Source organism: Sphingomonas sp. PvP018, assembly GCF_017876865.1.
GTDB lineage: Bacteria > Pseudomonadota > Alphaproteobacteria > Sphingomonadales > Sphingomonadaceae > Sphingomonas > Sphingomonas aerolata.
On the sequence record NZ_JAGIOU010000001.1, the window covers coordinates 3,906,832 to 3,920,261 of the forward strand.

A 13,430-nucleotide genomic window follows, 5' to 3' on the forward strand; every position below is an offset into this window, starting at 1 on the left:
CATGGCGGCGCGTCCGGTGGCGCCGCCATGCCCGGCTACGGCCCTAGAAATCCAGGGTCGCCCCGATGTTGATAGACCGGCCGAGCGCATCATAGACCGACGGCGAGGTGTTGACGCGCTCCGCCGCCTCGAGCGGGGGGCTGGGGCGGACCGGTGCCGCCCGGTTGAGGACGTTGTTGACGACCAGTCGCAGCGTCAGCGCCCGCGATACGGTGACGCTGCCGCTCAGGTCGAACACGTCATAGGCCGGCAGATACTTATACGCATCCGGCACGTTCGGATCGTCCTCGCCGAAGATCGGATTTCCATCGAGGCGCGAGTTCTTCAGCCCCGAATTATGCCTCCAGTTGACCGAGACCAGCGCCTGGGTCTGCGCAGCTTCGGGCGAGCTGAGCGTAAAGCGGAAATTGTGCTGATACCGGCGATAGCCCTGCCCGGCATAGGGCCCGAACAGTCCGACCACGTTGAAGTCGGTGTCGGGGAGGCCGAGATCACCGCCCTTGGCGGTCTGCAGCGTCGCGACATAGCTGGTGGAGAACCGCGCCCAGTTGCCCATCCGCGTGTCGTAATTGGCGGAGAAGTTGAACCCGCGGGCATTCGTTCGGCCAAGGTTGCTGTATCCCTGGTTGATATAGCCCGTTGCTGCTCCGGCGTTGCTGAATAGCGTCCCGTCGGCGTTGCGCTTGAGCTGTCCGCAGAAGAAATCATAGCCGGTGTTCGCGCAGGTCTGCAGGAAGTCGATCGCGCGGTAATAGCCGATGCCGTTCTGGATCTCGATGCTGTAGTAATCGGCGGTCGCGGAAAAACCGCGCAACATGCGGGGCGTCAGGACGAGGCCGTAGGTGTAGGTGTGCGCGACTTCGGGCGTCACCAGACCTTCGGAACCGTTGCGGACAGTGCACAGGAAATCCGGACATTGCTGGATCGCGCCATATTGTGCGGCGGTCACGCCGGTGCTTGTACAAACCTCGCGGCTGGCAACGGGGCTCGTCCCTGCGCACGGATCGCCCAGCGTGTTCGTGTCTAGGACGCCGTAACTGGCGTTGGCGTTCGACGAGAGTTCGTAGATGCTCGGTGCGCGGGTTGCCTTGTTGTAGCTCGCCCGGAACAGCAGGTCCTCGATCGGCCGCCAGCTGCCATCGATCTTGTACGTCGACCGCACCCGTTCGACCCCGGAATATTTCGATCCACGGATCGCGGCGCCGATACTCAGGTCGCGGATCAGGGGGCGGTCGCTGACCAGCGGCACGTTGACCTCACCGTAGAGGTCGACCGCGTTGTTGGACAATGTCGAGGGCGTCGACCCGAACGCAGCTTGGTAGGCGGCGTCGGGGCGGGAACGATAGCCGCTCGACCGATATTCCCCGCCAACCGCGATGTTGATGCCCTTGGTCGAAAACGGGCTTCTGATGCCATATTCGCCGAGGTCGCCGGTGACGTTGGCATTGCCCACCCATTGTTCATACCGCTCGCGGAACACGCCGCCGCCTTGCGCGAACGACAGATAGTCGACGGCCGCGGCGCTGGGCCCGTTGGTGGAGAAAATGTCGAGCGGGACGCAGCTCGGGTCGGATTCGCTGACCACCGCGGCGCAGGTCGGCGTGCCGTTGACGTCGACCACCTGCAGTGCGGTGGCGACCTTGGCGGGGTCGATGCGGCCGAGCTGTTGCTGGCGGTAGAGCGTGGTCGAATAAACGCCGCCTACGTCATAATGCCATGCGCTGCCCAGATCGCCGCGAAACCCCGCCACCGCGCGATAGATCTCGTTGGACGACAGCGTCGATTGCGCGTCGGTAAAGCGGTAGCGGACATCGGTGCGGACGTTCGTTGCCGTCCCCGCGGCAGTACCGCACAACGCGCCTGCCTGCTGCTGCGATAGAAGCGGGTTGTCGCAGTTGATGTCATAGGGGATCGAGCCGGGCTGGATCGTGGCGGGATCCGACTGGCTCCGCGACTCGGACCTCAGATAGAGCCCGTTTGCATAGAGCTGCAGCGCGGGCGAAACCTCGTAATTGAGGAAGACGGCGCCGTTGTATCGCTTGTTCTCGCGCTGGAAATAGAAGCTGTCGTTGTAGTTGTAGCCGTTGGCCCCCGTGAACGGGACGAATTCGCGACCGCCACCCGCCGCGTTCGTGAGGACGGAGCCATTCTGCGCCGGCCCGGACAGCGCCTGGAAATAGCCAGCCGGCGTTGCCGAGGACGGTGAGGCGCAGACGACCGACTGCGCCGACAAGGTGATCGGGCAGACGGAAAACGACCGCGACGATGCGAGGACCGGCTCGACCTGGCTATAGGCCCCGAAGAGCGAGATGTTGCCGCGGCCGCCGGCGAAATTTTTCCCCATGCTGATATTGGCGTCGAACCGGCCGCCATCATTGGCCATGCCGCTGGGCACGGCGAAGCCTGCGGCACGCGCGGCCTGCGCGGCGATGTTGTCGCGATTGTCGGCGTTGTAGAAGCCGTAATTGACGTTCGCGTTGACGCCCTCGAAATCCTTGCGGAGGATGAAGTTCACGACGCCGCCGATAGCGTCCGAGCCATAGACGGCAGAGGCGCCGCCGGTCAGCAGATCGACGCGCTCGATCAGTCCAACCGGCACGACGGACGCATCGATCCCTTCGGTGACACCGATCCGCTGACCATCGATCAGCGTGAGCGTCCGGTTCGTCCCGAGGCCGTGAAAATCGAACTGCTGGCGCCCGTTGCCGTTCGATAAATTGGTGTCGTTGTTCTTGATCGCCGGAACGCGGTTCAGCACCTCCTGGACGCTGAAGGCTGCCTGCAGCTTGATGTCCGCCTGGCTGACGCTGGTCACCGGCGCGGTTTCGACGAGATTTTTCGACCGGATGCGCGAGCCCGTCACGACGATGTCGCCACCAGGCGGCGTCGGACCCGTCGTGTCGTCATGTTCCGTGTCGGGCTGGTTCGCCGGGCGTTGCGGCAAAACCTGTGATTGAGACCCCGTCATTGCCACGCGCGTCAGCGCGGCGGGGCGTGCGATCACATAGACGCCCTGTCCCGTTCGCGACGTGACGAGACCACTGCCCTGCAGGAGTCGGTCGATCGCCACGTCCGGCGTCATCGAACCGCTGATCGTCGGGGATACGCGGTCGGCGAGGAGGGTCTCGTCGAACACCATCTGCACGTGCATCTGGCGGCCGAGCGACCGCAGCGCCGGGCCGAGTGGCTGTGCCTTGATGTCGACCCGAACCACCCGCTGCGCCTGCGCCGGAGAGACCGCCATGACCGTCGCGATTGCCACGCAGCTTACGCCGAGAATTCGTCGGTCCCTTAACATCATCGATCGCCCCTCTTCCTCTGTTATACTTTTGTGACGTGCGAGGGTGTCGAACACTCACTTCATTACGAAAATTATCTTATAATTTCGTTTTATCTCGGTTTCAGCGACTGCGGCTCAAGCGGATCGTCTCGCCGTTAACAGCGGCATCAACCGGGAAGGTTGTGGCAATTGCGTCGGCAAAGGCATCGACGTCGCCATTGTTGAAGACCCCGCTGACGCGAATGTCCGCGGCACCCGGATCAACGATGATCCGGCGGCGCTGGGCATAGCGGTTCATGCGTTCGGCGGCGGCGACGAGTGTCTCCGACGTAAAACTCACCTGCTCCGCGCCCCAGCCGTCGTTTCCGATCGATGAGCTCACGGATCCGACGAACCCCGATACCGGCAGGCCGATCTCATGCCCCGGGGTCAGCGCGCGCTCTGCGGTCAGCCGGTGCCCACCCAGCCGGACGACCTCGTTCATCTGCCCTTGGGGGGTATCACGCAACACCGCGACCCGACCCTCGAACAGCGCGACCCGGACTTCGCGGCTGAGCCTTTCAACCGAAAACTCGGTCCCGGTCGCGATCACCACGTTTCGCCCGCTGCGTACGGCGAACGGGCGCAGCGGATCCTTTGCGACCTTGAAGCGCGCGCGGCCCTTCTCAAGGACGATGTCGCGGCGTTGCGGGCTGAAAGCGACCGTGACCATGCTGTCGGCGTCGAGCGACAGACGCGAGCCATCGGCCAGCGCGATGACGCGCCGTTCGCCAATCGCGGTGCGATATTCGTCGCGGCCGCCGTGGCGCCACGCCAGCGAGCCCAGCGACAGCGCAAGCAGCAGCACAGCCGCGATCGCCCAAGCCACAGGTCGGGACACCATCGGCGTCCGGAGCCAGCGACGCTGCCCCGCGCGATGTACGGCACCGAGCGCTTCGCGGCGTAGCGCGAGCATCTCGGGAGCGTCGGCATTTTCCTCAACCGCGTCCCAGGCGGCAAGCGCTGCGCCCAGATGCTCGCCTCGGCGGGGGGCATCGGCCAACCACGCGTGCAGGTCGGTGCGCTCCTTCGGGGACAAGGGCCCGTCGGACAACCGCAGGCACCAGTCGATGACGGTGTCCGCATCGGATTGCGGCGCGGTCATTACGAGTCTCCCATGGCGGCAAGCAGCGCACGCATTGCATTGGCGATATGCTTCTCGACCGCGCTCACGGAAATGCCGAACGCATCGGCGATCGCCTTACGCTGCATGCCCTCCAACCGGTAGAGAATGAAAATCTGGCGAGTCCGGTCAGGCAGTCCGCCCAGCGTACGCGCCACGCACCCGACGCTCTGCCGCGCGGACAGCAACCGCTCGGCGTCGATCGGATCGACGCCGAGGTCAGCATCGGTCGCTCGTGATTGCTGATATCGGTACCTGGTCGCATCACGTCGATATTGATCGCGCAACAGGTTGGCGGCTGCCTGGAAGATATAGCCTTCGGGATTGTCGGTGGCCGGCCCCCTCATCGTCGCCATGCGGATGAAAAGATCCTGGATCAGATCTTCCGCCTGCACGGGATCACTGAGACGACGGACGAAGAACGCCATGAGCGCCGGCCGCATGCGTTCCATGACCGCCGAAAGATCGCGTCCCGGCATCGCGCCGGCCGGAGGCCTATGCTTCATCATGCTAGATAGACGGGCAGGCGCGCAATGTGCACAGTTTAAACGAGCGCTTTGGTCGGTGGGGTTCGTCAGGCAAATCCACGATCAGCAGCGCGTACCGCGGGCGGGGTGGGTAGATACATATTGCCAGCTCGGCGAGAACGGCCGAACGCAACGTCCTGGCGCGAGAGCTCGAACGCGGACTGAGAGCCCTGCGGCGCATGCGACGACGAGGATGGCGATGAAGCAGAGGATGATCCCGGTTCCCCGTCTGACGACTTTCGTTGCAGTGCCGCTTGCGTTGCTGCCGTGCGCCTGCGCGGGTGGGCCGAGCACCGCGTCGATCGCCGCGCAACCGGCCTTTGTCGCCGAACGGTTCTTCGCCGGGCGGCTGGACGGCACGGGCGTGCTCAAGATCGCATTTCGGGCGCCGGTCCGGACGCATGTCGCGAGCGTCGGTCGCGTCGCTCCCGACGGCACCTTGATCCTGGATCAGCATATCGAGCAGCAGGGCAAGCCGCCGCGCGATCGGCAATGGCGGATCGTTCCGCTCGGGCACGGGCGCTACACGGGCACGCTGACTGACGCGTCCGGACCGGTGACGGGCGAGGCGGTCGGCAATCGCCTGCATCTGGCCTTTCGTATGCGCGGCGGCATGATGGTCGATCAGTGGCTGACGCTGTCGCCCGATGCCCGGGTCGCGCAGAATCGGCTGATCGTCCGCAAGCTCGGCATGACGGTGGCGACACTCGGCGAAACCATCAGGATACTGCCATGAGCGCGCATAGCGAACGTCATCTTGTATCGCGGAGCGGCTGGCTTCGTGCCGCGGTGCTCGGCGCAAATGACGGGATGGTGTCGACCGCGAGCCTGATCGCGGGCGTTGCCGCATCGGGCGCAACGACCGGCGCCGTGTTCGTGGCCGGCGCGGCGGCGATGGTCGCGGGGGCAATGTCGATGGCCGCGGGCGAATATGTGTCGGTCAGTTCGCAGGCCGACAGCGAGGCTGCCGATCTGGCGCGCGAGCACGGCGAACTCGCAAGCGACTGGATGCATGAGCATGACGAGCTCGCGCAGATCTACGTGGCGCGCGGTCTCGATGCGACGATCGCGAGCGAGGTCGCGCGGCAATTGATGGCGCATGATGCGCTCGGCGCGCATGCCCGTGACGAACTCGGCATCTCCGAAATCGTCATGGCCCGCCCGCTCCAGGCGGCATTCGCGTCCGCTGTCAGCTTCGTCGTCGGCGCGATACCGCCGCTGCTGGTGGCCATCCTGACGCCTGCGCCACACCGGCTGCTAGCGGTGACGGCAGCGACTCTGGTCTTCCTCGCGCTGCTGGGCATTGTCGGGGCGCGAACAGGCGGCGCAAGCCCGTGGCGGCCGGCGCTTCGCGTCCTGTTCTGGGGTGCGGCGGCGATGGCCGCGACGGCCGCGATCGGGCATCTTGTGGGTCGCGCGGTCTGATACCTGGCCCCAATCCGGGTGCGGATTTCCGCGGCTCGCCTGAATGCGAGCGCGGCGGCTTTGACATACGAGGCCGAATAGCAGCGTTTTTGATCGTGGGTGCGACTGGTAACCGCCTCCTATCGGCGTATACGACCGGATCGTAGACGGGAGGGCCGGGGATCGGCCCGCAAGGAAAGATGCTGCTGCACCCTTATGGATTCCGCTGATCAGACCCTGGAACAGCTTGGCTGGGACGCACATTTCGAGAGCCAGGTCTCGGCCGCCGAAGCCGCCTATTGTCACCCCGCCCGGGTCATGGCCGTCCACCGCGGCCAGATTGCCGTGGCAGGGTCGGGCTGGGCCGGCGATCTGTCGCCCTATATCGCTGGTGCCACGCCGTCGGACGATCACCCGACCGTCGGCGACTGGCTGCTGACCAGCGCGGACAGGGCGCAGGCGCTGCGTGTGCTCGGTCGAAAGAACCTGTTCAAGCGCCGTGCGCCGGGTGATCCGCGTGGTGAGCAGATGATCGCCGCGAATGTCGACACGGTCTTCCTCGTCGCGTCGTGCAACCAGGATTTCAGCGTTGCGCGGCTGGAGCGCTATCTCGTGCTGGCACGCGAGGTCGGGGTCGATGCGGTCGTGATCCTCACCAAGATCGACCTGACGGACGCGCCCGAGACCTATGTGGACGCGGCTCGCGCGATCGAGCCCGGGCTGATCGTCGAGACCGTCGACGGCCGAGATCCGGCCGACGTGGCGCGGCTCGCCGCCTGGTGCGGTATCGGCAAGACCGTCGCCTTTCTGGGGTCGTCGGGCGTCGGCAAGTCGACGCTCGTCAACACGTTGCGCGGGTCCGCAAGCATCGCGACCCAGGCGATCCGTGAGCATGACGGGACGGGGCGGCATACGACCACGGTGCGCCAGATGCATCGCCTCGATCAGGGCGGCTGGCTGCTCGATTTGCCGGGCATGCGCGAATTACAATTGTCCGACGCGGCCGCGGGCATCGCTGAAGTGTTCGACGACTTTACCCTCGCCGCGCAGGATTGCCGGTTTTCGAACTGCGCGCATGGCGGAGAGCCGGGCTGTGCGGTGCGCGCGGCGATCGACGCAGGCATTTTGACGCCCGAACGCTTTGCGCGCTGGCGTGCGCTGGAAGCGGGCGAGACCGCCGCCACCGCACGCACGTCCCGACGGCGCCCCCGCTAGCGCCGCGTCGGGGGGCTTGAAGCCGCGGTCGAGGTCGAAAACGGGCGTGACGATGCGCTTTTCCCCCATTGCCGGTTCGGCCGGGCGCTCATCACGAACCGCAATTCGCCGCCCTGCCGGATCTCGTCGTCGCGAAGATAGGTGCGGGTGAGGGGCCGGCCGTTCAGGGTGACGGACTGGACGTAGCGATTGGCGGTCGAGAAATTGTCCGTGCTGATCACGAACTGCTTGCCGCCGGGCAACATCAGTGTCGCTTTGGGCAGGAAGGGGCGGCCGATGACATATTCGTTCGCGCCGGGCGCAACCGGGTAGAAGCCTAGCGCGGTGAACACGAGCCAGGCGGACATCTGTCCGAGATCGTCGTTGCCGCTCAATCCCGCCGGCGTGTCGGCATATTGGCTGGCGACGATCTGCCCCAGCCGCTCCTGCGTCCGCCAGGGCGCCCCGGCATAGCTGTAGAGATAGGCGACATGATGGCTCGGCTCGTTGCCGTGGATATACTGGCCGATCAGCCCGGCGATGTCCTCCGCGTGGCTGTAGTCGATCTTCGACAGGTCGAAATCGAACATCGCGTCGAGCTTCCGGATCGTCCTGGCGTCGCCGCCCAGCAGGCGGAAGAGCCCCGCCTGATCCTGCGGCACGAACCAGCTATATTGCCACGCATTTCCCTCGGTATAGTCGGAGCCGTAGTTGATTGCGGTCGGGTCGAAGGGGGTGCGGAACTGGCCGTCGGTCTTGCGCGCGCGGAGCCAGCCCGACGACGCGTCGAAGCTGTTGCGCCAGTTGCCCGCCCGCTTCTCGAAGCGCGCGGCGATGTCCGACCGGCCGAGTTTTCGCGCCATTCGCGCGATCGTCCAGTCGTCATAGGCATATTCGACGGTCTTGGAGGCGGCTTCGGGTTCCTTGTCGATCGGCACATAGCCCCGCGCGATATACTCGCCGAGACCGCCATAGCTGGCATGGTCGGCGCTCGCGACCATCGCGTCCAGCGCCGCATTGGCATCGAAGCCGCCAGTCCCCTTCATATAGGCATCGGCGATGACGGGGACGGCGTGATAGCCGATCATCGTCCACGTCTCGCGCCCGGCGAACTGCCAGACCGGGAGGATGCCGTCGGGGCTGTGCGACTGGCTGGCGAGCAGCGAGCGGACGATGTCGGTGTTCGTCCTCTCCGGCTGGATCAGCGTGAGCAGCGGGTGTTCCGCGCGGAACGTGTCCCAGAGCGAGAAGGTCGATCGGACCGTGAAATCGGTCGCCTGGTGGATCTGGTCGTCGGGCCCGCGATAGCGGCCGTCGCGGTCGCTCCAGATGCTGGGCGCGAGCAGGCTGTGGTAGAGGGCGGTGGCGAAGATGCGGCGCATCGGTGCCTCGGCCTCGAACGTGACGGCGCCGAGCGCGGTGTCCCAGGCAGCCTGCGTCTGCGCATGGATATCGTCGAAGCCGCCCGCTTCACCGTCGAGATTGGCGAGCGCGCCGGCTTCGTCGACGCCTGAGATCCCGACCTTCACTTCGAGCGGTTTGGTCAGGACGCCGAAATCGAGACGGGCCTCGAGCGCCTGACCAAGCTTTTCCGCGAGCGCGTCGCTGTCGCGGCCCGGCCCCTGGAACCCCTTGTAGGGAATGGCGGTCTCTCGGTTGACGAGCGCGTGGCCGGTCAGGGGGGCGGAGAAGCGCATCGCGAAGAAGAGCTTGCGGCCGGGTGCCCATCCGCGGGTTTCGCGAAAGCCGGTCAGGACGCCGTCGCCGCGCAGGTGCAGCCCCGACCACAGGATCTTGCCGGGGTAATTGTAGAGTGACGAGCGGAGGTCGAGAACGAGATGCGCCGCCTTGCCCGCGGGAAAGCTGTAGCGGTGCACGCCGACCCGCGAGCCGGCCGTCATTTCGGCGCGGATGGCGCGATCGGCGAGCGTGACGGCGTAATAGCCGGGCTTCGCGCTTTCGGTGGCGTGTGAGAAGCGCGATCGATAGCCGGGGGCGGCGGGCGTGCCCGGGTCCATCGGCACGTCGTCGCCGGCGACCGGCATCACCAGGACGTCGCCGAGATCCGAATGGCCGGCGCCGGAGAAATGGGTGTGGCTGAAGCCGACGATCGTCGGGTCGTCGTAGCGATAGCCCGCGGCGTGCGGATAGCAGTCGCGGAGGACGCAGGAGGTGTCGGTGTCGGGCGAGAGCTGCACCATACCGAACGGGGCGACGGCGCCGGGGAAGGTATGCCCCTCGCCACCGGTGCCGATCAGCGGATCGACCGAGTCGCTCGGTCGCGGCGCGGTCTGGGCGAGGGCGGGGGCGGGGCACACGGCGAGCAGGGCGAGCGCCGATCCGGCGAGGCAGAGACGCTTGAGCATTGGCATGGCGGTCACCCGGTCTGGGAGGGGAAGGGGCTCCGGAGTCTGGGACCGGAGCGGCAAGGCCGGGTGCTGATACCGGCCAAGTTGAAGACGACAGCATTCAGTTTGCGGGGCGATTTGGCAAGACGGCGCACCGCCGGTCGAGCGGTCAGCAGATTTGGTGCCGGTTCGGCCAAGTTCCGAGCCGCGGCGAATGTTGCGAATGTTGAGTCCGAAACGGCATAAATCTGCTCCGCATAATCCATTTGACAATTTACTTTTATAATTGGCAAATAGGCAAGCAAAGACGACGTACCGTGACGATCCGATGAACCGGACGTCCCACCCGAATACGGGGGCAGGCACGCGATCGGCAGGGAGACGTGAGGGGGCAAGGACGTCCCGCACGCCGAAAAGGGGAAGTCTGATGAGCGCAACCACGACAATATATGCCGTTCCGTCGCACCGCCGCCGCGCGCTGCGGCTTCTGCTCGCGGGCGCAAGCCTGAGCGCGGCACTGGCCGGGACGGCGCGCGCGCAGGAGGTGGCGCCGCCATTGCCCGCAGCCGCCACGACACCGCAGACCGGCGGCGAAACCGTAACGCCCGACGCGGTAACGCCCGCATCGACGGCGACCGCGCCCTCGGGCCAGACGGCGGACACCGCGTCGGCCGTCGCGGGTGAGCAGGATATCGTCGTCACCGGCTATCGCCGCTCGATCGAGAAGAGCCTGAACCAGAAGCGCGAAGCCAACGCGTTCGTCGACGTCATCACCGCCGAGGATATCGGCAAGTTCCCCGACAAGAACGTCGCCGACGCGCTGCAGCGCGTGCCGGGCGTGGTCATCACGCGCGACGGCGGCGAAGGCGCGCGGGTCAGCATCCGCGGGCTCCAGTCCGACCTGACGCTGACGCTGCTCAACGGCAACTTCCTGGCCGGCGCGGACAGCGGCGATCCACAGCGGTCGTTCAACTATGTCCTGCTGCCATCGAGCTTCATCGCCAGCACCGAGGTCTACAAGTCGCCCGAGGCACGGCTGGAAGAAGGCGGTGTCGGCGGCACGATCATCCTCAACACGCGCAAGCCGTTCGACGTCCCGGCCTGGTCGGGCTTCGTCTCGACCGAGGGCACCTATTCGGACACCACCGAGAAGTTCGAGCCGCAGCTCGGCGGCCAGCTGTCGTGGAAGAACGAGGACGAGACGTTCGGCCTGCTCGTCGGCGGCGTGTGGCAGAAGCGGACCAACCGCGAACTGCGCAGCAGCTCGGAAAGCTGGCTGTGGTGGAGCGACCGAGACGCGCAGGGCAATGTCCTGACGCCCGCGACCGACGTCAACGGCAAGCCCTTCGCCAATGACGACGCGATCTCCTATTGGCCGGGGCAGGGCACGACCGCGCGCGACGGCACGCATTATTCGGGCTATTGGGCGCCGCAGTCGGTCAATGCGCAGGTGTTCGACCAGGAACGCGAACGCTATGGCATCCAGGCGACCGCGCAGTTCCGTCCGTTTGAGAACGTCACGGTCACCTCGAACTATTTCCGCTTCGGCTATAGCAGCGACTATACTGCCAATAACCTGAAGATCCCCGAATGGGGCTATAACGACTTCTTCACCGGCGCGACGCTCGACAAGAGCGGGACGATCTTCCAGTCGGCCAATTTCGCGGTCCCGGCGGCGGGGACGGGCTGTCTGGCGCGTGCGACCCCGTGCACGATGGAAACGCCGCAGATCGGCGGCACCTACAGCCGCGAGAAGCAGGTCTCGAACACGTTCGAAACCGAAGTGAAGTACAGCCAGGACCGGTTCGACGCGGTGCTGAAACTCGGCAAGACCAAGTCGAGCGGCGGCCCGTCGACGCGGTTCAGCGTCGCCTCCAAGCCGCGGCTGACGATCCCCGGCCAGGAGCAGAACGGCAACCTGGTCAGCAACTGGGACATTTCGAACGGCATCGCCGATTTCACCTTCTCGCCCGAATTGCAGCAGAACATCCGCAACGGCATCGCGCAGATCGACGTCGGTTCGACCAATTCGAGCTTCACGAACAGCGACCTAGCGCAGCGGTATCTCCAGCTCGACCTGACGCGCCGGTTCGACGGGTTCCTGAAGTCGGTGCAGATCGGCGGCAAATGGCGTGACCTGAGCATCCACCGCGAGACGGGCCGTAACGAATGGTATGCCGATGCGGCCAGCGAGCTGCGCTATCAGGATACCGCGGCAGGCGCGGTCGCACGGCCGGAATTCTTCTATGAAAATCCGATCGGCAACATCAACGGCGGGTTCAACGCCAACGTCGTGCCGGGGATCAATTTCGACAAGTATCTGAGCTATCTGAACGCGACCTATGGCGACGCGGTCCGCGTCAACGAGCGCGACTTCGTCTATGATCTGGGTGAGCGCGTGTTCGCGGGGTATGCGCAGGCGAACTTCGGCACCGGTGGCCTGCGCGGGAATATTGGCGTTCGCATGGCCAATACGCGTCAGTCGGGCAACACGTCCGACCGGCTCCAGTATCTGAACGACTATTGCGTCAACGGGCCGAACGGGTCGTTCGATCCGAACCGCCCGCTGGGCGCGGACGGCAATTGCCAGGTCCTGCCGCTGAGCGTCCGCGAGACGATCGTCAACACGCGCGCCGACCAGACCAAGACCTACACCGACTGGCTGCCGAGCTTCAACATCTCGTACGAGATCACCCCGGACCTGCTCGTCCGCGGTGCGGTCGCCAAGGTCATCTCACGGCCGTCCTTCGCCAATCTCGGGTCCGAGCGATCGCTGACCTATCGCTCGCCCGAATATGCGTTCGACCGCGGCCAGTTCGGCGAGTTCGAGGGCTGGTCGGGCAGCGGTGGCAATTCGGAGCTCAACCCGTTCTCGGCATGGCAGTATGACGCCGGCATCGAATGGTATTTCCATCGCGGATCGGTGCTGGGCGCGACGCTGTTCCGCAAGGACGTGTCCGATTTCGTCGTGCCGCTGGTGCTGAACGTCACGCGCGAGGTCGCAGGGGAGCAGGTGCTGATCCAGCCCTATTCGACCGTCGCGAACGGATCGAATGCGCGGTCGCAGGGTGTCGAGCTCTATGCGCAGCACACTTTGTCCTTCGGGCTGGGTGCGCAGGTCAACTTCACCTATAACGACACGTCGGTCGCCGACGTGACGCTCGACGGCCAGTCGGTCGGCTCGTCCGCGCTGGTCGGGAGCGCGAAGACGCAGATGAACGCCTCGGTCTTCTACGAGCATGGCAAGGTGCTGGTCCGCGCGTCATACAACCGTCGCGGCGAGGTCGTCGGCGGGCTGCAGTCGGGGCTGAACGTCTATACCAGCCCGTATGAACAGGTCGATCTCAACGCCGCCTATGCGCTGACCGACCGGCTCAACATCACCGCCTCGATCATCAACCTGACCAAGTCGGAAGAGAGCCAGCATCTCGGCAACGATACCAAGGATCGCTTCGTCTATCGGAATTACTTCGGGCGCCGTGCCTATGTCGGCGTGTCGTTCAACTTCTGATGGC

Annotated in this window: 8 protein-coding genes; 4 read left to right on the forward strand and 4 right to left on the reverse strand. The window is 65.4% G+C overall.

Annotation, left to right across the window (positions count from 1 at the left end; genetic code table 11):
- Nucleotides 1-43: 43 nt before the first annotated feature.
- The 3 genes from J3A66_RS17620 to J3A66_RS17630 form a co-directional block, all read right to left on the reverse strand.
- Nucleotides 44-3,262, reverse strand: coding sequence for a TonB-dependent receptor (locus J3A66_RS17620; protein ID WP_209570245.1), 3,219 nt, complete (start codon nucleotides 3,260-3,262; stop codon nucleotides 44-46).
- A 139-nt stretch (nucleotides 3,263-3,401) separates the two neighbouring features.
- Nucleotides 3,402-4,424 (reverse strand): FecR domain-containing protein, encoded by a 1,023-nt coding sequence (locus J3A66_RS17625; protein ID WP_209570246.1) that lies wholly within the window; start codon nucleotides 4,422-4,424, stop codon nucleotides 3,402-3,404.
- Nucleotides 4,424-4,951 (reverse strand): sigma-70 family RNA polymerase sigma factor, encoded by a 528-nt coding sequence (locus J3A66_RS17630; protein WP_197984740.1) that lies wholly within the window; start codon nucleotides 4,949-4,951, stop codon nucleotides 4,424-4,426. The genes J3A66_RS17625 and J3A66_RS17630 overlap by 1 nt, the downstream gene beginning before the upstream one ends.
- A gap of 217 nt (nucleotides 4,952-5,168) precedes the next feature.
- Here J3A66_RS17630 and J3A66_RS17635 point away from each other — a divergent pair, with 217 nt between their 5' ends.
- From J3A66_RS17635 to rsgA, 3 genes are all read left to right on the forward strand, one after another.
- Complete coding sequence (locus tag J3A66_RS17635; RefSeq protein ID WP_052149385.1) at nucleotides 5,169-5,705, forward strand: DUF3833 family protein; 537 nt, start codon at nucleotides 5,169-5,171, stop codon at nucleotides 5,703-5,705.
- Nucleotides 5,702-6,394, forward strand: coding sequence for a VIT family protein (locus J3A66_RS17640; protein WP_209570247.1), 693 nt, complete (start codon nucleotides 5,702-5,704; stop codon nucleotides 6,392-6,394). Before J3A66_RS17635 ends, J3A66_RS17640 begins: the two co-directional genes overlap by 4 nt.
- Before the next feature lie 195 nt (nucleotides 6,395-6,589).
- The gene (gene rsgA / locus J3A66_RS17645; RefSeq protein WP_209570248.1) at nucleotides 6,590-7,588 is read left to right on the forward strand and encodes a ribosome small subunit-dependent GTPase A; all 999 of its coding nucleotides are present in this window, start codon (nucleotides 6,590-6,592) and stop codon (nucleotides 7,586-7,588) included.
- Here rsgA and J3A66_RS17650 read toward each other — a convergent pair.
- Nucleotides 7,585-9,939 (reverse strand): GH92 family glycosyl hydrolase, encoded by a 2,355-nt coding sequence (locus tag J3A66_RS17650; protein WP_245336863.1) that lies wholly within the window; start codon nucleotides 9,937-9,939, stop codon nucleotides 7,585-7,587. The genes rsgA and J3A66_RS17650 overlap by 4 nt on opposite strands.
- A 403-nt stretch (nucleotides 9,940-10,342) precedes the next feature.
- Here J3A66_RS17650 and J3A66_RS17655 point away from each other — a divergent pair, with 403 nt between their 5' ends.
- Nucleotides 10,343-13,426 carry a TonB-dependent receptor gene (locus tag J3A66_RS17655; protein WP_209570249.1) on the forward strand — a complete coding sequence of 1,028 codons (3,084 nt, stop codon included), beginning with the start codon at nucleotides 10,343-10,345 and terminating at the stop codon, nucleotides 13,424-13,426.
- Nucleotides 13,427-13,430 lie beyond the last annotated feature (4 nt).

What these genes read in the sequence shown, in the direction of transcription:
- J3A66_RS17625 (WP_209570246.1), bottom strand. Translation starts at nt 4,424, where the DNA reads ATGACCGCGCCGCAATCCGATGCGGACACCGTCATCGACTGGTGCCTG.
- J3A66_RS17630 (WP_197984740.1), bottom strand. Translation starts at nt 4,951, where the DNA reads ATGATGAAGCATAGGCCTCCGGCCGGCGCGATGCCGGGACGCGATCTT.
- J3A66_RS17635 (WP_052149385.1), top strand. Translation starts at nt 5,169, where the DNA reads ATGAAGCAGAGGATGATCCCGGTTCCCCGTCTGACGACTTTCGTTGCA.
- J3A66_RS17640 (WP_209570247.1), top strand. Translation starts at nt 5,702, where the DNA reads ATGAGCGCGCATAGCGAACGTCATCTTGTATCGCGGAGCGGCTGGCTT.
- rsgA (WP_209570248.1), top strand. Translation starts at nt 6,590, where the DNA reads ATGGATTCCGCTGATCAGACCCTGGAACAGCTTGGCTGGGACGCACAT.
- J3A66_RS17650 (WP_245336863.1), bottom strand. Translation starts at nt 9,939, where the DNA reads ATGCCAATGCTCAAGCGTCTCTGCCTCGCCGGATCGGCGCTCGCCCTG.
- J3A66_RS17655 (WP_209570249.1), top strand. Translation starts at nt 10,343, where the DNA reads ATGAGCGCAACCACGACAATATATGCCGTTCCGTCGCACCGCCGCCGC.